Annotated in this window: 17 protein-coding genes, 1 rRNA gene and 1 riboswitch; of the genes, 14 read left to right on the plus strand and 4 right to left on the minus strand. The window is 70.1% G+C overall.

From position 1 onward, the window contains the following. The first annotated feature begins 75 nt into the window (after nt 1–75). From rrf to OHT52_RS27525, 11 genes are all read left to right on the plus strand, one after another. A 5S ribosomal RNA gene (rrf, locus tag OHT52_RS27475) occupies nt 76–192 on the plus strand. A 148-nt stretch (nt 193–340) separates the two neighbouring features. Beyond that, the gene (locus OHT52_RS27480; protein ID WP_328722856.1) at nt 341–949 is read left to right on the plus strand and encodes a CDP-alcohol phosphatidyltransferase family protein; all 609 of its coding nucleotides are present in this window, start codon (nt 341–343) and stop codon (nt 947–949) included. Nucleotides 950–1,059: 110 nt separating this feature from the next. Then, nucleotides 1,060–3,555 (plus strand): mannose-1-phosphate guanyltransferase, encoded by a 2,496-nt coding sequence (locus tag OHT52_RS27485; RefSeq protein WP_328722857.1) that lies wholly within the window; start codon nt 1,060–1,062, stop codon nt 3,553–3,555. Between the two features lie 110 nt (nt 3,556–3,665). Beyond that, on the plus strand, nt 3,666–4,586 hold the full coding sequence (locus OHT52_RS27490; RefSeq protein WP_328722858.1) for a DUF881 domain-containing protein: 921 nt from the start codon (nt 3,666–3,668) through the stop codon (nt 4,584–4,586). Then, nucleotides 4,583–4,915 carry a small basic family protein gene (locus tag OHT52_RS27495; protein ID WP_031069011.1) on the plus strand — a complete coding sequence of 111 codons (333 nt, stop codon included), beginning with the start codon at nt 4,583–4,585 and terminating at the stop codon, nt 4,913–4,915. The genes OHT52_RS27490 and OHT52_RS27495 overlap by 4 nt, the downstream gene beginning before the upstream one ends. 5 nt (nt 4,916–4,920) lie before the next feature. Further along, nucleotides 4,921–5,724 (plus strand): DUF881 domain-containing protein, encoded by an 804-nt coding sequence (locus tag OHT52_RS27500; protein WP_328722859.1) that lies wholly within the window; start codon nt 4,921–4,923, stop codon nt 5,722–5,724. A 203-nt stretch (nt 5,725–5,927) separates the two neighbouring features. Continuing rightward, on the plus strand, nt 5,928–6,692 hold the full coding sequence (locus tag OHT52_RS27505; protein WP_328722860.1) for an FHA domain-containing protein: 765 nt from the start codon (nt 5,928–5,930) through the stop codon (nt 6,690–6,692). 44 nt (nt 6,693–6,736) lie between these two features. Continuing rightward, nucleotides 6,737–7,480, plus strand: a complete 744-nt coding sequence (gene ftsR, locus OHT52_RS27510; RefSeq protein WP_328722861.1) for a transcriptional regulator FtsR — start codon at nt 6,737–6,739, stop codon at nt 7,478–7,480. A 53-nt stretch (nt 7,481–7,533) separates the two neighbouring features. Continuing rightward, complete coding sequence (locus OHT52_RS27515) at nt 7,534–8,007, plus strand: bifunctional nuclease family protein (protein ID WP_266702124.1); 474 nt, start codon at nt 7,534–7,536, stop codon at nt 8,005–8,007. Nucleotides 8,008–8,239: 232 nt separating this feature from the next. Then, nucleotides 8,240–8,857 carry a MerR family transcriptional regulator gene (locus OHT52_RS27520; RefSeq protein WP_328722862.1) on the plus strand — a complete coding sequence of 206 codons (618 nt, stop codon included), beginning with the start codon at nt 8,240–8,242 and terminating at the stop codon, nt 8,855–8,857. A 97-nt stretch (nt 8,858–8,954) separates the two neighbouring features. Next, on the plus strand, nt 8,955–10,478 hold the full coding sequence (locus tag OHT52_RS27525; RefSeq protein WP_328722863.1) for a DNA polymerase IV: 1,524 nt from the start codon (nt 8,955–8,957) through the stop codon (nt 10,476–10,478). On the opposite strand, the gene OHT52_RS27530 is transcribed toward OHT52_RS27525, so the two are convergent. Then, nucleotides 10,400–10,771 (minus strand): PRC-barrel domain-containing protein, encoded by a 372-nt coding sequence (locus OHT52_RS27530; protein WP_328722864.1) that lies wholly within the window; start codon nt 10,769–10,771, stop codon nt 10,400–10,402. The two genes, OHT52_RS27525 and OHT52_RS27530, sit on opposite strands and share 79 nt — an antisense overlap. Nucleotides 10,772–11,078: 307 nt before the next feature. Beyond that, nucleotides 11,079–11,175: riboswitch (glycine riboswitch) on the plus strand. A 191-nt stretch (nt 11,176–11,366) separates the two neighbouring features. Here OHT52_RS27530 and gcvP point away from each other — a divergent pair. Further along, on the plus strand, nt 11,367–14,252 hold the full coding sequence (gene gcvP, locus OHT52_RS27535) for an aminomethyl-transferring glycine dehydrogenase (RefSeq protein ID WP_328722865.1): 2,886 nt from the start codon (nt 11,367–11,369) through the stop codon (nt 14,250–14,252). 128 nt (nt 14,253–14,380) lie between these two features. On the opposite strand, the gene OHT52_RS27540 is transcribed toward gcvP, so the two are convergent. Together OHT52_RS27540 and OHT52_RS27545 are read right to left on the minus strand one after the other, a co-directional pair. After that, nucleotides 14,381–14,587, minus strand: coding sequence for a DUF5999 family protein (locus OHT52_RS27540; RefSeq protein WP_328722866.1), 207 nt, complete (start codon nt 14,585–14,587; stop codon nt 14,381–14,383). Nucleotides 14,588–14,909: 322 nt separating this feature from the next. Then, the gene (locus OHT52_RS27545; protein ID WP_328722867.1) at nt 14,910–15,500 is read right to left on the minus strand and encodes a hypothetical protein; all 591 of its coding nucleotides are present in this window, start codon (nt 15,498–15,500) and stop codon (nt 14,910–14,912) included. A gap of 496 nt (nt 15,501–15,996) precedes the next feature. Between OHT52_RS27545 and OHT52_RS27550 the strand changes: the two genes are divergently transcribed. Beyond that, nucleotides 15,997–17,502, plus strand: a complete 1,506-nt coding sequence (locus tag OHT52_RS27550) for a glutamate--cysteine ligase (RefSeq protein ID WP_328722868.1) — start codon at nt 15,997–15,999, stop codon at nt 17,500–17,502. 96 nt (nt 17,503–17,598) lie between these two features. Here the strand turns inward: OHT52_RS27550 and OHT52_RS27555 are convergent, their stop codons facing one another. After that, nucleotides 17,599–19,392 (minus strand): VWA domain-containing protein, encoded by a 1,794-nt coding sequence (locus OHT52_RS27555; RefSeq protein WP_328722869.1) that lies wholly within the window; start codon nt 19,390–19,392, stop codon nt 17,599–17,601. A gap of 333 nt (nt 19,393–19,725) precedes the next feature. Between OHT52_RS27555 and OHT52_RS27560 the strand changes: the two genes are divergently transcribed. Next, entirely contained in the window at nt 19,726–20,520 is a 795-nt protein-coding gene (locus OHT52_RS27560; RefSeq protein WP_443046816.1) for a CPBP family intramembrane glutamic endopeptidase, read from the plus strand. Nucleotides 20,521–20,525: the final 5 nt, after the last annotated feature.

The following is a 20,525-nucleotide window of genomic DNA, read 5'->3' on the forward strand; positions in this document are numbered from 1 at the left end:
GTTGCTCGCGTCCACTGTGTTGGTTCTGAAATAACAACCGCCGTGTTTTCATCCGGTTGGTTAATTTCATAGTGTTTCGGTGGTCATTGCGTTAGGGAAACGCCCGGTTACATTTCGAACCCGGAAGCTAAGCCTTTCAGCGCCGATGGTACTGCAGGGGGGACCCTGTGGGAGAGTAGGACGCCGCCGAACAATTTTTCCGGGAGACCCCCGTGCCTTGTGGCACGGGGGTTTTCTGCGTTCGGGGGTGTTTTCCGACCCCTGCCGCACCTGCATGCGGTGCCTGACGGTAGGGTCAGGGGGCATCATTGGCACATTTCTTCACACAGGAGGCCCCCGGGTGGAGGTCCAGGAGACTCGGGTTCAGACGGACCGGGTCCTCACCATCCCCAACATCCTCAGCATGGCTCGCCTTGTCGGGGTACCGCTTTTCCTGTGGCTGATCCTTCGCCCGGTGTTCGGCGGCCCGCAGAGCGACGGCTGGGCGCTGTTGGTACTCGCGCTGAGCGGCATCAGCGACTACCTCGACGGCAAGCTCGCCCGCCGTTGGAACCAGATCAGCAGCCTCGGGCGGCTCCTGGACCCGGCCGCGGACAGGCTCTATATCCTTTCCACTCTCGTCGGGCTCACCTGGCGCGAGATCCTGCCGCTCTGGCTCACGGCCGCGCTCGTGGCCCGGGAGTTGATGCTCCTGGTGATGGTCGGCATCCTCCGCCGGCACGGTTATCCGCCGCCCCAGGTGAACTTCCTCGGGAAAGCTGCAACGTTCAACCTGATGTACGCCTTCCCCTTGTTGCTGCTCAGCGACGGAAGTGGTTGGCTTGAAACGTTGGCCGCAGTTTTCGGATGGGCGTTCGCCGGGTGGGGTACAACTCTGTATTGGTGGGCAGGACTCCTCTACGTGGTTCAAGTCCGCCGTCTGGTCAAGGCGGACGCAACAGCCGATTGAGCTCGTTGAAGCGGTGCCGTGCAGTGTGGCCGGACCGCGGCAGATGCCTCTCGATGGCGCCCGACGGGCGAAGTCGGCTTAACCGTCGTCTCTAGGAGGACGTTTCCGACATGAAGGCCGTCGTGATGGCTGGCGGCGAGGGCACACGCCTTCGCCCGATGACCTCAAGCATGCCCAAGCCGCTTCTTCCTGTGGCCAACCGGCCGATCATGGAGCATGTGCTCCGACTGCTGAAGCGGCACGGGCTCAATGAGACCGTGGTGACCGTCCAGTTCTTGGCCTCCCTCGTCAAGAACTATTTCGGGGACGGGGAAGAGCTCGGAATGGAGCTCACCTACGCCAATGAGGAGAAGCCACTCGGCACCGCAGGAAGCGTGAAGAACGCCGAGGACGCGCTGAAGGACGACACCTTCCTCGTCATTTCTGGCGACGCTCTGACCGATTTCGACCTCACCGATCTCATCGCCTTCCACAAAGCGAAGGGCGGACTGGTCACCGTCTGCCTGACGCGAGTCCCCAATCCGCTGGAATTCGGGATCACGATCGTGGACGAGGAAGGCCAGGTCGAGCGGTTCCTGGAGAAGCCCACGTGGGGTCAGGTGTTCTCGGACACCGTCAACACGGGTATCTACGTCATGGAGCCCGAGGTCTTCGACTACGTCCAGGCCGACACCTCCGTGGACTGGTCCGGCGACGTCTTCCCTCAGCTCATGAAGGAGGGCAAGCCGATCTACGGCTATGTGGCCGAGGGCTACTGGGAGGACGTGGGCACGCACGAAAGCTATGTGAAGGCCCAGGCCGACGTGCTGGAGCGCAAGGTCGACGTCGAACTGGACGGCTTCGAGATCGCCCCCGGCGTATGGGTGGCGGAAGGTGCCGAGGTCCATCCGGACGCCGTCCTGCGCGGCCCCCTCTACATCGGTGACTACGCCAAGGTCGAGGCGGACGTCGAGATCCGGGAGCACACCGTCATCGGGTCGAACGTCGTGGTCAAGTCGGGCGCCTTCCTGCACCGAGCCGTGGTCCACGACAACGTGTTCATCGGCTCCCACAGCAATCTGCGCGGCTGCGTGATCGGTAAGAACACCGATGTCATGCGAGCCGCCCGCATCGAGGACGGCGCCGTGATCGGCGACGAATGCCTCGTCGGAGAAGAATCGATCATCCAGGGGAATGTGCGGGTCTACCCCTTCAAGACCATCGAGGCCGGCGCCTTCGTCAACACCTCGGTCATCTGGGAGTCGCGCGGACAGGCCCACCTTTTCGGAGCCCGCGGTGTCTCCGGCATCCTGAACGTCGAAATCACCCCGGAACTCGCGGTCCGTCTCGCGGGCGCCTACGCCACCACGCTGAAGAAGGGGGCGACCGTCACCACCGCGCGAGACCACTCGCGAGGCGCCCGGGCACTGAAGCGCGCGGTCATCTCGGCCCTCCAGGCGAGCGCCATCGACGTACGCGACCTGGAGAACGTGCCGCTGCCCGTGGCCCGTCAGCAGACGGCCCGCGGCAGCGCCGGCGGCATCATGATCAGGACGTCACCCGGTGTCCCCGACTCCGTCGACATCATGTTCTTCGACGAGCGCGGCGCCGACCTCTCGCAGGCACAGCAACGGAAGCTGGACCGCGTCTACGCCCGGCAGGAGTACCGCAGGGCCTTTCCCGGCGAGATCGGGGACCTGCACTTCCCGTCGAGCGTGTTCGACTCGTACACGGGCTCCCTGCTCCGTAACGTCGACACGACCGGGATCGCCGATTCGGGTCTGAAGGTGGTGGTCGACGCCTCCAACGGCAGCGCGGGGCTCGTCCTGCCCAGCCTGCTCGGACGGCTCGGCGTGGACTCGCTCACCATCAACCCGGGACTCGACGAGTCCCGGCCGACCGAGTCCGCCGAGACACGACGTGCCGGACTGGTCCGGCTCGGCGAGATCGTCTCGTCGGCGCGCGCCGCGTTCGGCGTGCGGTTCGACCCGGTCGGCGAGCGGCTCTCCCTCGTCGACGAGCGAGGCAGGATCATCGAGGACGACCGCGCGCTGCTGGTCATGCTCGACCTGGTGGCCGCCGAGCGGCGGAGCGGGCGGGTGGCGCTGCCGGTGACGACCACGAGAGTCGCCGAACAGGTGGCCGCGTACCACGGCACCCAGGTGGAGTGGACGACGACCTCACCCGACGACCTGACCCGGGTCGGCCGCGAGGAGAACACGATCTTCGGCGGCGACGGACGCGGTGGATTCATCGTCCCGGAGTTCAGCAGCGTCTTCGACGGATCGGCCGCCTTCGTCCGGCTCATCGGACTGATCGCCCGCACCCAGCTCACCCTGAGCCAGATCGACGACCGCATCCCGCGCGCCCACGTGCTCCGCCGTGACCTGGCCACCCCCTGGGCGGTCAAGGGGCTCGTGATGCGCCGGGTGGTCGAGGCCGCGGGTGACAGGGACGTGGACACCACCGACGGCGTCCGTGTCGTCGAGGCGGACGGCCGCTGGGTCATGGTCCTCCCGGACCCGGCCGAAGCCGTCACCCACCTGTGGGCCGAGGGTCCCGACGACGCCTCCGCCCAACTGCTCCTGGACGAGTGGGCCGCGGTCGTCGACAGCGCCGGGGACTGATCCCCGCACCGCACCGGTTTCCGGGGAGCCTGCCGTACGCCGCGGGCTCCCCGGACCGTGTGGTCAGGCCCATTCGGCGGTAGCCGGGGTGACGTGCGACGATGTGCGGCATGCCGCAGCCGCCCCCCGAACGGAGTACGTCCGCTCGGCCTCCCCGCCTCGACGCCTCCATGTCGCTGCTGACCCATGTCATGGACCACAGCCTGGACGAGGGGTACGCCGAGGCCGCCGCACGCCGCGAGGACGACGGGACCGCGGGTCTGCCCCGCAAGACGCGGGCCAAGCTCGGTCTCGCCGCCGGCCTCGTACTCATCGCTCTCGTCGTCACCCTCGGCGCCGCGCAGGCCAGGGTGTCCGCGCCGGTCGTGGCCAAGGAGCGCCAGGAACTCATCGACCGCATCGACGGCGAGACCGACGCGGCCGACTCCCTCGAAACCGAGGTGGAGAAGCTCCGCGGGGACGTCGGGGAGCGGCAGCGCGCGGCCCTCCTCCAGCACGGCGGGGACCAGGGCGAACTGGTGGCCCTGCTCTCCGGGGCCACCCCCGTCGAGGGCCCCGGCGTGAAACTCGTCGTGGACGACGCCGACGAGACCGACCTGGGCGACGACGGGCCGCGCGGCACCAGCGGGTTCTCGGACACCGGCCGGGTGCGGGACCGGGACATGCAGCGGGTCGTCAACGGTCTCTGGGAGTCAGGCGCGGAAGCCGTCTCCATCAACGGACAGCGGCTGACGGCCCTTTCGGCGATCCGTGCCGCCGGGGACGCCATACTTGTCGACAACAGGCCGCTCGTACCGCCCTATACGGTGCTCGCGGTGGGGGACGGCAAGACGCTTGCCGAGACGTTCCGGTCCAGTGCGGACGGCCAGTACCTCCAGGCCCTGCACGACGGGTTCGACATCCGTACCAGCCTGTCCGACCAGAAGAAGGTACGGCTCCCGGCCGCGCCGAGTCTGATCGTACGCACAGCAGAACCGAAGGCCGCAGACACCGGCAGTGGTGCGGCAGACGCAGGGAAGGGCACATCGTGATCGCCGTACTGGGCCTCGTCGTGGGAGTCGTGGTCGGACTGTTCGTCCGGCCCGAGGTGCCGGCGGTGGTCGAGCCCTACCTCCCGATCGCCGTGGTGGCCGCGCTGGACGCGGTCTTCGGCGGACTGCGCGCGATGCTCGACGGGATCTTCGTCGACAAGGTGTTCGTCGTGTCGTTCCTGTCCAACGTCGTGGTGGCCGCGCTCATCGTCTTCCTCGGCGACAAGCTCGGCGTGGGCGCGCAGTTGTCGACGGGCGTGGTCGTCGTGCTGGGTATTCGCATCTTCTCCAATGCCGCCGCCATCCGTCGGCACGTCTTCCGGGCCTGACGCCGATGAGCGACGAAGAGATGACCCGCGACGGAGCGGCCGACGGCCCGGCTCCGCGGACGAGTGCCGCACACCCTCCGGAGAGGAACGGGCTGAGCGGACGCCAACGGCTGCTCGCCGGGCTCTGGCCGCCCAGGGTGACCCGGGCCCAACTCGTGGTGGCGCTGCTGCTGTTCGGCCTGGGGCTGGGTCTGGCGATCCAGGTGCGGTCCACCAACGACGACAGCGCCCTGCGCGGCGCGCGCCAGGAGGACCTGGTCCGCATCCTCGACGAGGTCGACGACCGGACCCAGCGGCTGGAGGACGAGAAACAGCGCCTCGACGCCCAGCGCACGGAACTGGAGAACAGTTCCGACCAGGCGGAGGAGGCGCGCAAGCAGACGCTGGAGAAGGAGCGGCAACTGGGTATCCTCGCGGGTACCGTCGCGGCCCACGGGCCGGGAATCACGCTCACCATCGACGACCCGACCAAGTCGGTCGCCCCGGACATGCTGCTGGACGCCATCCAGGAGCTCCGTGCGGCCGGTGCCGAGGCCATCGAGGTCAACGGGGTGCGCGTGGTCGCCAGTACGTACTTCTCCGGGGACGCGGGAGCCGTGAAGGTCGACGGCCACGCGGTCGCGGCGCCCTATGCCTTCGAGGTCATCGGCAGGCCCCAGGATCTGGAGCCGGCGCTCAACATTCCGGGCGGGGTGGTCCAGACGCTGGAGAAGGAGCAGGCGACCGCGGTGGTGGAACGGGCCGACGACATTGTGGTGGACGCCTTGCGACCTGCGAAGCAGCCTGACTACGCTCGGTCGTCGTCGTAGGTGGTCCACCGGCGGGGCAAGGCCCTTCGCAACTCCAAGCAGGTGTGCGGGGTTACGGGGGGTCGCCGCACCGTATCCATGGTGCGTGGTGGAAACTGTCGGGTGGATACGGACGTTGTGAGAATGTCCGGGTCGGCAGGTGTGTTCAGTCAGGGTTCGTCCTGCCCCACGGGCGGGTCTATGTCGGTCAAGGGGAATCGCCCGTGAAGTTTTTTGCGAAGTTGTTCGGAAAGAGCGCACGCGAGGACAGCAACAGTGCTGCCCGCCATCGCGCGCCGCGGCACGGCCAGGACGAGGAGCAGGGCGTCGAGCGTCCTCTCTTCCGCGACGAGTTGTCCGCCTCGGGCGACGGCTCCGGAGCGCAGGCGGGTGCCTCCGGCATAGGTCTTTCGGACTCCGGGCCGAGCACCGGATTCCACCCCGCCCCGGCGGGGTCGGGTGTCGCCCTCTGCACGAGGTGCGGTCACCGGAACCCGGCGACGAGCCGGTTCTGCTCCAACTGCGGCGCGCCGCTGAAGGGCGGAATCCCCGAGCGCGCCTCCGAGACCACGTCGACGATCTCCATCTCCGGACTGGAGGCGTACGACGCCGAGGTCACCGGTCAGACCATGCTGCCGTCGCTCTCCCCGGAGGCGCAGGCGGCCGTGGACGCGCTGCCCGGGGGCAGCGCGCTCCTGGTGGTCCGCCGCGGCCCGAACTCGGGCAGCCGCTTCCTGCTGGACGGCGACCTCACGACGGCCGGCCGTCACCCGCAGAGCGACATCTTCCTGGACGACGTGACCGTGTCGCGGCGTCATGTGGAGTTCCGCAGGGGTGCGGACGGTAGCTTCACCGTGGGAGACGTCGGCAGCCTGAACGGCACCTACGTCAACCGCGAGCGCATCGATTCCGTCGCGCTGACCAATGGTGACGAAGTCCAGATCGGCAAGTACCGGCTGGTCTTCTACGCGAGCCAGCGGAGCGTGTGACCCTGCCCCGGACCACCACGTCCGGGGGAACCCCGGGAAGGCCCATGCTGCGAACATCCCAGGGCGGTGCCGGAAACGGCACCGCCGCCGCGGACCGGCGTGCGATGAGCATCGGCGCGGTACTCGCCCAGCTCCGCGAGGAGTTTCCGGAAGTCACGATTTCGAAGATCCGCTTCCTGGAGGCGGAAGGACTCGTCGAGCCGGAACGGACGCCTTCCGGATACCGGAAGTTCAGTTCCGAAGACGTGGAGAAGCTCGCGCAGGTGCTGCGCATGCAACGGGACCACTACCTCCCCCTGAAGGTCATCCGGGAGTATCTGGACGCCCTGGCCCGGGGGGAGCAGGCGGCCCTGCCCTCCCCGGGGGGCCAGAAGGACCTCGCGGACAGCTGCTGGGACGCCGCGGCCGGGGCGCCCACCGCGGCGCGTATCGGCCGCGCCGAGCTCCTCGCCGTCACCGGTGCGGACGAGCGGCAGCTCACCGAATGGGAGTCCTACGGCCTCATCGTGCCCGAGCCCGAGGGCGGGTACGACGCCGAAGCGGTGAACGTCGCCAAACTCGTCTCCGACCTCGGCCGATTCGGGCTGGAGCCCCGCCATCTGCGTGCCGTGAGGGCCGCGGCGGAGCGGGAGGCCGGGCTCGTCGAACAGGTGGTGGCGCCCCTGCGCCGGCACCGGAATCCGCAGACCAGAGCACGTGCCGAGGCCACCGCGCAGGAGCTCGCCGAGCTGTCCGTACGGCTGCACGCGGCGCTCGTTCAGACCGCTCTGCGCATTCGTTCCCACTGACCCGGGCGGAGCCCGACTACCCAAACATGGCGAGCACGTCCTAGGGTTGCTGTGTGAACGAGCTCGACGTTGTCGGTGTCCGGGTGGAAATGCCCTCCAATCAACCGATCGTTCTCCTGCGTGAAGTGGGAGGCGACCGGTACCTCCCCATCTGGATCGGTCCCGGCGAGGCCACGGCCATCGCCTTCGCCCAGCAGGGGATGGCCCCTGCGAGGCCGCTGACCCATGACCTTTTCAAGGATGTCCTCGACGCGGTCGGCCAAGAGCTTACCGAGGTCAGGATCACGGACATCCGGGACGGGATCTTCTACGCGGAGCTCGTCTTCGCCAGCGGCGTGGAGGTGAGCGCGCGGCCGTCCGACGCCATAGCGCTGGCACTGCGCACCGGCACGCCGATCTACGGCAGCGACGGGGTGCTCGACGACGCGGGGATCGCGATCCCGGACGAGCAGGAGGACGAGGTCGAGAAGTTCCGCGAGTTCCTCGACCAGATCTCGCCCGAGGACTTCGGTACCAACAGCCAGTGACCCCCGGGCCGTGTCCGCCCCTTCTCGCCGGGCGGGCGAAGTCCGACGCGAATCGCCGGACACGGCCCGGGGGACCGGCGGCGGGCGCGCATCCGACAAGCCCTTCCCGGTCCGACGTCACGGGAAACCACCCTCAGGGTGATTATCACTCGGCGTGCCGAGTGTGGCGATCGTTGACGCACCCCCGGTGACTGCCTACCTTCGAGGGGGCAGGTCAAGGACGGAGGTCGGCGTGAGAAGCAGCGGCGACGGTGCGGCGGCGGGCGGGCCGTATCCGCAGCACGGCAGTGGGGCCGACCACACCATCAGGCAACCGGTTCATACGGTGGTCCCGGTGTCGGACGGCGTCGCAGGGGCGAACGACATCGGCTACCGCGGGCCGACGGCGTGCGCGGCGGCCGGGATCACCTACCGGCAGCTCGACTACTGGGCCCGCACGGGACTGGTCGAACCGAGCGTCCGGCCGGCGTACGGCTCGGGCACCCAGCGTCTCTACAGCTTCCGGGACGTGGTGCTCCTCAAGATCGTGAAGCGATTCCTGGACACGGGCGTCGCACTCCAGAACATCCGCACCACGGTGCAGCATCTGAGGGCCCGCGGATTCCAGGACCTCGAACGCATGACGCTGATGAGCGACGGCGCCACCGTCTACGAGTGCTGCTCGCCGGACGAGGTCGTGAACCTCCTCCAGGGCGGCCAGGGCGTCTTCGGCATCGCCGTCGGCGTGGTGTGGCGGGACGTGGACGCGGCTCTGTCCCAGTTGCACGGGGAGCGTGTGGACACGGGGGAGACCCTCGTCGGACACAACCCCGCCGACGAACTGGCCCGGCGCCGCAACCGCGCCGTCTGAGCACCGGAGGCCGTACCGACGTCCGACACCGCCCGGCACCCGTTCGCACGGCTGCCGGGCGGTGTCGTTGTCAGTGGCGTAGGGCACCATCGGCGGTGTGAGATCCGCGCCCACCATCCTCCACCTCGACATGGATGCGTTCTACGCCTCCGCCGAGCAGGCCGCCAAGCCCAGCCTGCGCGGCAAGCCGGTCGTGGTGGGCGGCGTGGGCCCGCGCGGAGTCGTCGCCACCGCCTCGTACGAGGCACGGCGCTTCGGTGTGCACTCGGCGATGCCGACGGCCCAGGCACGCAGGCTCGCGCCCAACGCCGCCTATCTGGTGCCGCGCTTCTCCCTGTACCGCGCCGTCAGCGAGCAGGTGATGGAGCTGCTGGGACGGCTGTCCCCGCTGGTGGAGCCCCTCAGCCTCGACGAGGCTTTCGTGGACCTGGAAGCGGGTGGTACCGCCGACGACTCCGCCTCGGCCCGTGCCACCGGTGAGCGGTTGCGGGAGGCCATCCTGGCCGTCACCGGTCTCAGCGGGTCCGTGGGGCTCGCGGGGTCCAAGATGCTGGCGAAGATCGCCTCCGAGGAGGCCAAGCCGGACGGGCTGATGCTGATCGAGCCGGGCACCGAGCGGGAGCTGCTGGCGCCCATGCCCGTACGCACGCTGCCCGGGGTCGGCCCGGCCACCGGGGACCATCTGCGCCGGGCCGGCATGACCACGGTCCACGACCTGGCGGAGGCGGGCGAGGACGAGCTGGTACGGCTGGTGGGCAGGGCCCACGGCGTCTCCCTGTACCGGATGGCGCTCGGTCTCGACGACCGGCCCGTGGTCGCCGAGCGCGACGCCAAGTCCGTCTCGGTCGAGGACACCTTCGAGGTGGACCTGCACGACCGGACACGGGTGCGTGCGGAGGTCGAGCGCCTGGCCGGCCGGTGCGTCGAGCGGCTGCGGAAGGCCGGACGCTCCGGGCGCACCGTCGTCCTGAAGGTCCGCCGCTACGACTTCTCCACCCTGACCCGCTCCGAGACGCTCCGCGGCCCCACGGACGACCCCGGGGTGGTGCGTGAGGCCGCCGCCCGCCTCCTGGAGGCGGTGGACACCACCGGGGGCGTCCGGCTGCTGGGAGTGGGCGTCACGGGCTTGGCGGACTACACGCAGGAAGACCTCTTCGCGCAGGCCGCACAGGCCGCACAGGCCGAGCGTGAGGCCGAGCGTGAGGCCGAACCGGCGCGACCGGCCGCGGGGGCGTCCTCGGGGACGGAGGGGCACCACGGCGCCGCGGACCCGCCGCCCGGGTCTCCGGGGACGGGAGCGGACGACGGGGCCGTCGTACCCGGGGAGGAGGCCGCCGAGCGTGCCGCGCGGCGCTGGTCCCCGGGCCACGACGTGCGGCACGAGACGTACGGGCACGGCTGGGTGCAGGGCAGCGGCGTCGGCAGGGTCACCGTGCGGTTCGAGCGGCCGGGCGACCCGCCGGGCCGGGTGCGGACGTTCCGGGTGGAGGACCCGGAACTGCGTCCGGCCGACCCGCTGCCGCTGGTGGCGGAACCGCCGGACTACTCCTCCTGGCCGGCCAGCCTGCCGAAGTCCTTGTCCGGTCCCGGATCGGTCACGGCGGAGGAATCGAGTCCGTAATGCCGGTACAGCTGCAGTTCCTGCTCGGGCGAGAGATGCCGCCCGACGCCGAAGTCGGGCGCGTCCCGGATCAGCGTGCGGTCGAAGGGAACACGCAGGGTGTCCTCCACGAACTCGCTCGGTTCCAGCGGGACGAAGGCGTCCCTGCTGAACAGGCCGGTGCGGACGGCGGCCCACTCGGGGACGCCGGTGGCGTCGTCGAGGTAGACCTCGTCCACCGTGCCGATCTTGACGCCTGCGCGGTCGAATGCCTTGCGGCCGATCAGGCTGCGCGGATCGATGTCGGTCTGCACGGTGCCTCCCGCTGGTCGCGACGACTGGGGCCAGGCCGTGTCTTCGAAGTGCCGTCCGACGGGCGATGCCTGGCACGCTCGCTCGCCGCGTTGTCGGAACCGTCCTCGTACGCCCAGCACGAGGACGATCCTCCGCCTCGCGCTCGCACGCACCGGACGCCGTCCGGCCCGGCCTTCGGCCGGACGACGTCACTTCGAAGACACGGCACAGCAACTACTCCACAGCCACTACAGAAGTGCAGATTCCGGATATCGGCCACTCGAAGAAACGGCGTAGATCCCCGCTGGTAGGCTGGCACATGGCTGCTGACCCCGTGCGGGAGAGCCTCTGGTGCTGAATCCGGAGGCGCCGAAGGAGCAAATCCTCCCCGGAATCTCTCAGGCCCCCGTACCGCACGGACGAGGTCACTCTGGAAAGCAGGGCGGTCCCACCCGGCACGTGCCCGGTGCGGCCCACCCTCACCGACGGTGAAAGCCGGTACGCCCCAGGGCGCGCCGGTGAAGCTCTCAGGTCGAGATGACAGAGGGGGAGGCCGTACGGGCAGCCGCGCCGCGGTGCCCCTCGCAGGTCGTGTCAGACCAGGAGGCCTCCATCATGACCCCCCGCCGCACCCCGCTCTCCCAGCTGGAGCAGGGCATCCCCTTCGAACAGCGCCACATCGGGCCGGACGGCGAGGCCCGGGCGAAGATGCTCGCGCAGGTCGGATACGGCTCGCTCGACGAGCTCACCGCCGCCGCGGTGCCCGAGGTGATCCGCAGCACCGAGGCGCTGAACCTCCCGTCGGCACGCACCGAGGCCGAGGTGCTGGCGGAGCTGCGGACGCTCGCCGACCGCAACCAGGTGGTCGCCCCGATGATCGGGCTCGGCTACTACGGCACCTTCACGCCCCCGGTCATCCTGCGCAACGTGCTGGAGAACCCGTCCTGGTACACCGCGTACACGCCTTACCAGCCGGAGATCTCCCAGGGCCGCCTGGAAGCCCTGCTCAACTTCCAGACGATGGTCGCCGAGCTCACCGGCCTGCCCACCTCCGGCGCCTCCCTGCTCGACGAGGGCACCGCCGCGGCCGAGGCCATGGCGCTGGCGCGGCGCGTCGGCAAGGTCAAGGGCGGGGTCTTCCTCGTCGACGCCGACACCCTCCCGCAGACGATCGCGGTCATCGAGACCCGCGCCGAGCCGACCGGGGTCGAGGTCGTCGTCGCCGACCTCGGCGACGGCATCCCGGCCGAGATCGCCGAGCGCGGCGTCTTCGGCGTGCTGCTCCAGTACCCGGGTGCCTCCGGAGCCGTACGGAACATCGGCCCCCTGATCGAGCGCGCCCACGAGCTCGGCGCGATCGTCACCGTCGCCGCGGACCTCCTGGCCCTCACCCTGCTCACCTCGCCCGGCGACCTCGGCGCCGACATCGCGGTCGGCACCACCCAGCGCTTCGGCGTGCCGATGGGCTTCGGCGGACCGCACGCCGGCTTCATGGCCGTACGCGAGCAGTTCGCCCGCTCGCTCCCCGGCCGCCTGGTCGGCGTCTCGGTGGACGCGGACGGCGACAAGGCGTACCGCCTGGCACTCCAGACCCGCGAGCAGCACATCCGCCGCGAGAAGGCCACCAGCAACATCTGCACCGCGCAGGTCCTGCTCGCCGTGATGGCCGGCATGTACGCCGTCTACCACGGCCCCGACGGGCTGCGGACGATCGCCCGGCGCACCCACCGCTACGCGGCGATCCTCGCCGAGGGGCTGCGGGCCGCCGGTGCCGAGGTCCTGCACGACTCCTTCTTCGACACGCTGACCGTCCGCGTGGCCGGCAAGGCCGCCGAGGTCGTCGCCGACGCCCGGGAGCGCGGGGTCAACCTGCGGCTGGTCGACGCCGACCTGGTCTCCGTCGCCTGCGACGAGACGACCACCCGCGCCCATCTCGAGTCCGTCTGGGCCGCCTTCGGCGCGCGGGGCGACGTCGAGGCGCTGGACGGCACCGCCGCCGACGCGCTCCCCGAGCAGGTGCTGCGCACCGACGACTACCTGACGCACCCGGTCTTCCACCAGCACCGCTCGGAGACGGCGATGCTGCGCTACCTGCGGCGGCTCGCCGACCGCGACTACGCGCTCGACCGCGGCATGATCCCGCTCGGCTCCTGCACCATGAAGCTGAACGCGACCACCGAGATGGAGCCGATCACCTGGCCCGAGTTCGGCGCGCTGCACCCCTTCGCCCCGGCCGAGCAGGCGGAGGGCTTCCTCACGCTCATCCGTGAGCTGGAGGAGCGCCTCGCCGAGGTCACCGGCTACGACGCGGTGTCGATCCAGCCCAACGCGGGTTCACAGGGCGAGTTCGCCGGTCTGCTGGCGGTCCGTGCCTACCACCGCGCCAACGGCGACGACCAGCGCACCGTCTGCCTCATCCCGTCCTCCGCGCACGGCACCAACGCGGCGAGCGCCGTGATGGCCGGGATGAAGGTCGTCGTGGTGAAGACCGCCGACGACGGCGAGGTCGACATAGACGACCTGCGCGCCAAGATCGAGAAGCACCGCGACGAGCTCGCCGTGCTCATGATCACGTACCCGTCCACGCACGGAGTCTTCGAGGAGCACGTCGCCGCCATCTGCGGCGAGGTGCACGACGCGGGTGGTCAGGTCTACGTCGACGGAGCCAACCTCAACGCGCTGGTCGGCCTCGCGCGGCCCGGCAAGTTCGGCGGCGACGTCTCGCACCTGAACCTGCACAAGACCTTCTGCATCCCGCACGGCGGCGGCGGCCCCGGCGTCGGCCCGGTGGGCGTGCGCGCGCACCTCGCGCCGTACCTGCCCAACCATCCGCTCCAGCCCCTCGCGGGTCCGGAGACGGGCGTGGGCCCGATCTCGGCCGCTCCCTGGGGCTCGGCTGGCATCCTGCCGATCTCCTGGGCGTACGTCCGGCTGATGGGCGGCGAGGGCCTCAAGCGTGCCACGCAGGTGGCCGTGCTCGCGGCGAACTACATCGCCAAGCGGCTGGAGCCGCACTTCCCGATCCTGTACACCGGCCCGGCCGACCTGGTGGCGCACGAGTGCATCGTGGACCTGCGGTCGATCTCGAAGGAGACGGGCGTCAGCATCGACGACGTCGCCAAGCGACTGATCGACTACGGCTTCCACTCGCCGACCATGTCCTTCCCGGTCGCCGGAACCCTGATGATCGAGCCGACCGAGAGCGAGGACCTCGCCGAGATCGACCGGTTCTGCGACGCGATGATCGCGATCCGCGGCGAGATCGAGAAGGTGGCCTCGGGGGAGTGGAGCGCGGACGACAACCCGCTCGCCAACGCCCCGCACACCGCGAACGCGCTCGGCGGGGAGTGGAACCACTCCTACAGCCGTGAGGTCGCGGTCTTCCCGGCCGGTGTCTCGGCGGCCGACAAGTACTGGCCGCCGGTGCGCCGGATCGACGGCGCCTTCGGTGACCGCAACCTGGTCTGCTCCTGCCCGCCGCTGGACGAGTACGACCACTGACGGTCGCAGCGGGCGCCTGAGCCCGCGGACATGTGCCGGGGCCGGTTCGGAGATCTCTCCGGGCCGGCCCCTGTCCGTACCGCGGGGATCCGTGGGCTTTTCGGGCCCTGGGCTCGGGGGTGGCCCGCTCAGGCGGCGTTCACCACCCGGCCGGTGGCCAGCGGACGGTGCGGGGCGATGATCTGGCCGTCCGGGAGCAGTTCGCCGGTGTCCTCGAAGAGCAGGACACCGTTGCAGAGCAGGCTCCAGCCCTGCTCCGGGTGGTGCGCCACGAGCCGGGCGGCCTCCCGGGCGGCTGATTCGGCGGTGGGGCAGGGGGGTTGGTGCTGGCACATGAGGGTTCTTTCGCTGTGTCGAGTGGTGGATGCGGGGTGCGGGTGAGTGCCGAACGGCCTTCCCGTACGGGCCGGTCGGTCTCAGTGTTGCGCCACGCGCCGCGTTCCGCAGGGATTTCGCCCCAGCTCGCTCGCCGCTCCGCCGAGGTGTCACCCGCGCGGAGGGCTCGCCGAGTCCCTCCCGCCTCTTCGGGGGACCCGGGGTAGTCCGAGTGGGCCATGGGACACCTTCGGCGGGGCGTGCGCCGAGCGGGCAGACGTACGACGGCCCGCCCCCGCGCGGAGCGGGGACGGGCCGGAGGAACGGTGTCGCCGCGGCGGGTCAGGCCGAGCCGACGAGAGGGCCGGGCCGGGGCGCGATGCGCAGGGAGAGTACCGGGAGCAGATCGGCGGCCCGGTAGGGCCGATGGGCGGCGATCCCGGTCGGAGCGGGTGCGAGGGGGACGAGGATGTCGTTGGGGGCGACCGCGCCGGAAGCGGGGTCGGCCCCGGTGTCACCGTGCAGCCAGAGCGTGAGCATGTAGAGCTCGGGTACGGAGAGCAGCCGCGGCTGGTGGAGCGTGGCCGTCGACTCGGCCTGTCTCAGGGCACGTTCGGTCGATCCGAGATACGGGCCCTCGAAGAAGTGCGAGAAGGCCCAGCCGTCCGCGGTGAGGACGGTGTCGGCCGCTGCGACGATTCCCGACTCGGCGCGGATCAGGAACCGCCATCCGGCGAGACGGGTCGCGGGTGCGGGCCGGTCGGTGGTCGCCCGGTCGAGAACGTGTACGGGCAGGGGGAGTTCGGGGCTCAACGGTCCCTGGACGGACCGCAGAGCCGGGGTGCGGGCCTCGCGGACCGCGGTGGGAGAACCGAGTGCGGTGAGAACGCTGCGCAGCGCGGGCGCGGGGGCCGGGGGAACATGCAGCGGCATGGTGGGTCGCCTCTCGCTTCGGAGACACGGTGATGCGCGGGTGGGTGCAGACGGCGCTGTCGGCATGCGGGACGTCAGAAGGAGGCCGGTCGACGGCTGGACGCATCGACTATCGGCCTCGTCAGCGGAGTTTATATGACAAGTGTTCGCCCGGTGTTTCCGCTAGCTGTCGGTCATATGACGTGCAAGGCCGTTTTGCGTCTTTGAAATGCGGAGTTTCTGGCGATTCGCGGCGCACGTCCGGCCCCCCGCCTGCGGGCTCACACATTTCGCGGTCGGCTCAAAAAGATCGGTGTTTCCGCCACCTGTGCGCAGGGAAGACGAGAGCGAATGAGCAGCCCACTTCATGCCTGCGGAATGTGCCTGATGACCGAGCGGCCACAGCCTATCCGGTGCCGGACGCTTCCGCAGGCGTTATGGATCACTTCTGCGGGGCATTATCGATCGAGATGCGGGCGGCCTGGCCGCGGGCCGCCACTGATGGAGGGACTCTTCGATGGGGGAGAAGGTCGTGGCGCACGCCTTTGACCTGTCCGACCGCCCGGCGTACCGGCGCAAGCTGGCCCGGTGTCTGGAAGGACTGGAGAGGCTGCTGGAGGAGCGGAGGTTCGACCGCCCCCGAAATTTCATGGGGCTGGAGATCGAGCTGAATCTCGCGGCCGCGGACGGCACGCCCCGGATGATGAATGCCGAGGTGCTCCAGCGGATCGCCAGCCGGGATTTCCAGACGGAACTCGGGATGTTCAACCTTGAGGTGAATATCGTTCCGCACCGGCTGAGCGGCCGGGTTTTCGATCAGCTCGCGGAAGAGTTGCGCACAGGGCTGGCATATGCCCACCGGAAGGCTGCCGAGGTCGACGCCGGCATTGTCATGATCGGAATTCTTCCCACGCTGGGACCGGACGACCTGGTCTTCGGCAACCTCTCGGACGTGGACCGCTACACCCTCCTCAATGACGAGATGGTCGCCGCGCGGGGCGAGGATTTCGCGATCGACATCGAGGGCGTCGAGCATCTCGTGTGCACCTCCCCGTCGATCGCCCCCGAGTCGGCGTGTACCTCCGTGCAGTTGCACCTCCAGGTGACCCCCGCGCGTTTCCCGGACGTGTGGAACGCGGCCCAGGCGGTCGCCGGGGTGCAGATCGCGCTCGGTGCGAACGCGCCGTTCCTGTTCGGCAAGGAACTGCTGCGGGAGTCCAGGCCACCGCTGTTCCAGCAGGCCACGGACGTACGGCCGCCCGAACTGCGGAACCAGGGAGTGCGCCCGCGGACCTGGTTCGGAGAGCGCTGGATCACGTCGGCGCACGAACTCTTCGCGGAGAACGTCCGCTTCTTCCCGCCGCTGCTGCCGATCCTCTCCGACGAGGACCCGCTGCGGGTGCTCGACGAGGGCGGTGTACCGGCGCTCGCCGAACTCGTCCTGCACAACGGGACGATCTACCGGTGGAACCGGCCCGTCTACGGGGTCGCCGACGGGGCGCCGCATCTGCGGGTCGAGAACAGGGTGCTGCCCGCCGGACCGACCGTCGCGGACGTGCTGGCCAACGCCGCCTTCTACTACGGGCTGGTGCGCGCGCTCGCCGACGAACCCCGCCCGGTGTGGAGCAAGCTCTCCTTCGAGGCGGCGGAGGAGAACTTCGACAACGCCTGCAGGTACGGCATCGAGGCGGAACTGCTGTGGCCCCGCCCCGGCCGGTCCGGCGGAGTCGCGAAGGTTCCCGCCGTCAAGCTCGTACGGGACGAACTGCTGCCCCTCGCCGCCGCGGGGCTCGACGCCTGGAACATCGAACCCGCCGACCGCGACCGTTACCTCGGCATCATCGAGGAACGGTGCCGCCGGCGGACCAACGGCGCCTCCTGGCAGGTCGACACCTACCACCGGGCGCAGGAGGCGGGGCTGGGGCGCGAAGCCGCCCTCGCCGCCACCACCCGCAGGTACGGCGAACTGGCGCGCAGTGGCGAACCGGTGCACACCTGGCCCGTCGGCTTCCCGAAGCCGTGAGCGCGGGCGCGCACCCGACGGCCGTACCGCGGCCGGCCCTGCCGGGGAACGGTGGGCGCCCCTCGACCGTACCCGCGCGGGCAGAGCGGCACTCTTCTACTCGGGAACGGCTGCCTGACTGGCCGTCATGATGGCCTGCAGGATCACCGACTGGATCTCGGCGGGGTCGCTCACCTCGTAACCGCCGCCTCCGGTCACCTTCGCGATCTCCGCGACCTCCTCACGGTCCGCGTCCGGCCCCACCGCGATGGCGAGCACCGGCACCGGGTGCTCCGGGTCCGCGAGAGCCTTGAGCTGCTGGATCAGGCCGGTGCGCGTGATCCCGTGGTCGTCCTGGTTCGAGCCGTCCGTGAGGATCACCACGGCGTTGAACTTGCCCGGCACGTAACTCGCCACCGCCGCCCGGTACGCGGCGAGAGTGGTGTCGTAGAGGCCGGTGGCACCGTTCGGTACGGGCTCCAACTCGTCGAAGGCCGAAGCGAGTTCCTCGCGATGGGTGGCGCCGCTCGCGGTACGGTCGCCGAGGCGGGCCGTCGGGGTCAGCTCGCGGTAGTCCTTGGCGCCGTCCAGGGTGGTGGCGAACTCCCAGAGGCCGATCTCGTCGTCGTCCGTGAACTGGCTCAGCGCCTGCAGCAGTGACTCCTTCGTCACGTCCATCCGGGACTCGCCGCTGCCGGGGACCAGGGTCGCCATCGAACCCGAGGCGTCGACCACGGTGGAGAGCCGGGCGCTCTGCACGGTGATGGTCCACATGCCGAGCACCTCCTGGAGCTCGGCGGCGGTGGGCGCGGTGGCCGGAGCCTCGGCGTACGGCTGCGGGTCCTTGCCGCCCGCCGCCCGGACGACCCGCGCCACGGCGCTGCCGTCCGCAGGCCGGAAGCCGTGGGCCGGAAGGACGTCGCCGGGTCCGCCGGAGCCGCTGTCCCTGAGCAGTGTCATCAGGCGCAACGCGGTCCGGCTCTGCTCGACGGTCATCGACGTCTCGTCCACCAGCGTCCACGGGTAGTTGAGCTGCGGGGCTCCGTCCCTCGGATAGAAGAGATCGACCTTCCCGCCCCCGGTGGCCTGCTCGTTGTGCGCGAAGGCGGCCTGCTCCGACAGGATCAGAGCCTGATTCCGCGCGGTGTCGTTCCGCCCGGCGGCCGAATCATCGCGCACCAGCGTCCCCGCCACCTTCGGGTCGCTCTCCGACATGCGCTCCGAGAGGATCTTCGCGGTCTGCGCGGCGCGGGTGTCGCCGTCCCCGCCCCGGTCGGCGGAGGACGCCCCGATGGCCGTGAGCGCCAGCAGTCCGGTGGCGCTGCGCGCCGGATCGGCGGCCCCGAGGCGGACGGCGCCGTCCGCCCCCGTGGCAGCGGCGACCAGTTCGGCCCACCCGAGCCGCTTGTCCGGCCAGCCGAGCGCCTTCGCCGCCGAGGGCACCACGGCGAACCCCACAGGCGAGGTGGCCACCGAGTCTCCGGGGGTGAGAGGTATGCCGTCTCCTGCGCCCTTCGCCCGGTCCAGCCAGAGGTCCGAGTCCGGCAGCCAGACCTGGTACGGGGCCTTGCCGCCGGCCGCCACGGTGTTGGCGACCTTGTACGAGTCGACGGCCATCACCTCGACGTCCATGCAGCGCCCGTCCGTACGCACCTCGTCCTTGCGCGCCCGGTCGGCGACGGCGCTCACGACGGGGGCGATGTCGGGCGAAGCGGCCACGGTGAGCCGGACCGCGTCCTTCTCGCACGGTTCGGAGAACGGGAGAAGGCCGCCGCGCGCCACCACGGCCGCGCCGGCCGCGACCGCGACGGCGAGTGCGCCGGCGACGGCGACCCCGCGGCGGCGGCGCGGCGCGGACGCGGCCCCGGGTCTGTCCGCCGCGGAGCGGTCGGGCAAGCTGTGACGTCCCATGTCGGTGGTGCCCCTCCTTGAGAATGAAACAAGGAAAGGGGGACCACACCATCGGTGATGGTGCTGGGCCGTGTCTGGCCGTTCGCGTCGGATCGGCGGGCGGTGTCCGGTGCGGCGCGTCGCATGGCGGAGGATCGTCCGTGTACGGGATGTACACGGACGGTCCGGCAACGCCGCGAAGTGCCGCACCGGGCGCCGACCGCCCGACGGGAAGGGTCGGACACGGCCGGGTCCCCCGGCCTGTCGCGCATGATCTTCGTACTTGCTTTCGAGACCCTAGCGGTGCGGCGGGTGGCATGAGACGTGATTGCAGAACAAAAGGCGGGTGGACCGGTGGAGGTGGGGCGTGTGGCTGATTCTTGTCCCCAAGAGTCGCTTTCCAGAAGGACGTTGGGGTCCGAGACGGTGTTGGTCCTCGCACTGTCGTTGGGCGCGAGCGGGGTCTCCGCGCTCATCAGTTTTGTCGGATCACTGACGAAACCGGGGGGTTTGAAAGATCAGGCGGCGACGCTCAACGGCTCCTACGCGCCAGGACGCCCATGGCTTGATCTGGCATGGCAAACGTTCGGGATCGCAACGGCTCTGGTCCCTGTCGCGCTGGTGGCGCATCTGCTGATGCGGGAGGGTGCGAGCCTGCGGACCATCGGGTTCGACCGCACCCGGCCGGGCCCGGACGTGCGGCGCGGTGTCGCGGTGGCCGCCTGTATCGGCAGCGCCGGGCTGGCCTTCTACCTCGTCGCCCGGGCCACCGGTTTCAACCTGACGGTCGTGCCGGAGTCGCTGCCCGAGGTGTGGTGGAAGTTCCCCGTGCTGATCCTCTCGGCGCTGCAGAATGCGGTGCTGGAGGAGGTCGTCGTGGTCGGCTACCTGCTGCGCAGGCTGGACCAGCTGGGATGGACGCCCCGGGCCGCCCTGGTGGCCAGCGCGGTGCTGCGCGGCTCCTACCACCTGTACCAGGGAATCGGCGGCTTCCTCGGCAACATGGTGATGGGCGTCGCCTTCGTCCTGCTCTACCGGCGCTGGGGCCGGGTCGGCCCGCTGGTCGCCGCGCACGCGCTCCTCGACATCGGGGCCTTCGTCGGGTACGCGCTCCTCGCCGGAAAGGTCGACTGGCTGCCCACACCGTGAGGCCC

The organism is Streptomyces sp. NBC_00247 (assembly GCF_036188265.1).
Classification (GTDB): Bacteria; Actinomycetota; Actinomycetes; order Streptomycetales; family Streptomycetaceae; genus Streptomyces.

Coding starts and splice junctions, on each gene's coding strand:
- OHT52_RS27485 (WP_328722857.1), top strand. CDS start 1,060: ATGAAGGCCGTCGTGATGGCTGGCGGCGAGGGCACACGCCTTCGCCCG.
- OHT52_RS27490 (WP_328722858.1), top strand. CDS start 3,666: ATGCCGCAGCCGCCCCCCGAACGGAGTACGTCCGCTCGGCCTCCCCGC.
- OHT52_RS27500 (WP_328722859.1), top strand. CDS start 4,921: ATGAGCGACGAAGAGATGACCCGCGACGGAGCGGCCGACGGCCCGGCT.
- ftsR (WP_328722861.1), top strand. CDS start 6,737: ATGCTGCGAACATCCCAGGGCGGTGCCGGAAACGGCACCGCCGCCGCG.
- gcvP (WP_328722865.1), top strand. CDS start 11,367: ATGACCCCCCGCCGCACCCCGCTCTCCCAGCTGGAGCAGGGCATCCCC.
- OHT52_RS27540 (WP_328722866.1), bottom strand. CDS start 14,587: ATGTGCCAGCACCAACCCCCCTGCCCCACCGCCGAATCAGCCGCCCGG.
- OHT52_RS27545 (WP_328722867.1), bottom strand. CDS start 15,500: ATGCCGCTGCATGTTCCCCCGGCCCCCGCGCCCGCGCTGCGCAGCGTT.
- OHT52_RS27550 (WP_328722868.1), top strand. CDS start 15,997: ATGGGGGAGAAGGTCGTGGCGCACGCCTTTGACCTGTCCGACCGCCCG.
- OHT52_RS27555 (WP_328722869.1), bottom strand. CDS start 19,392: ATGGGACGTCACAGCTTGCCCGACCGCTCCGCGGCGGACAGACCCGGG.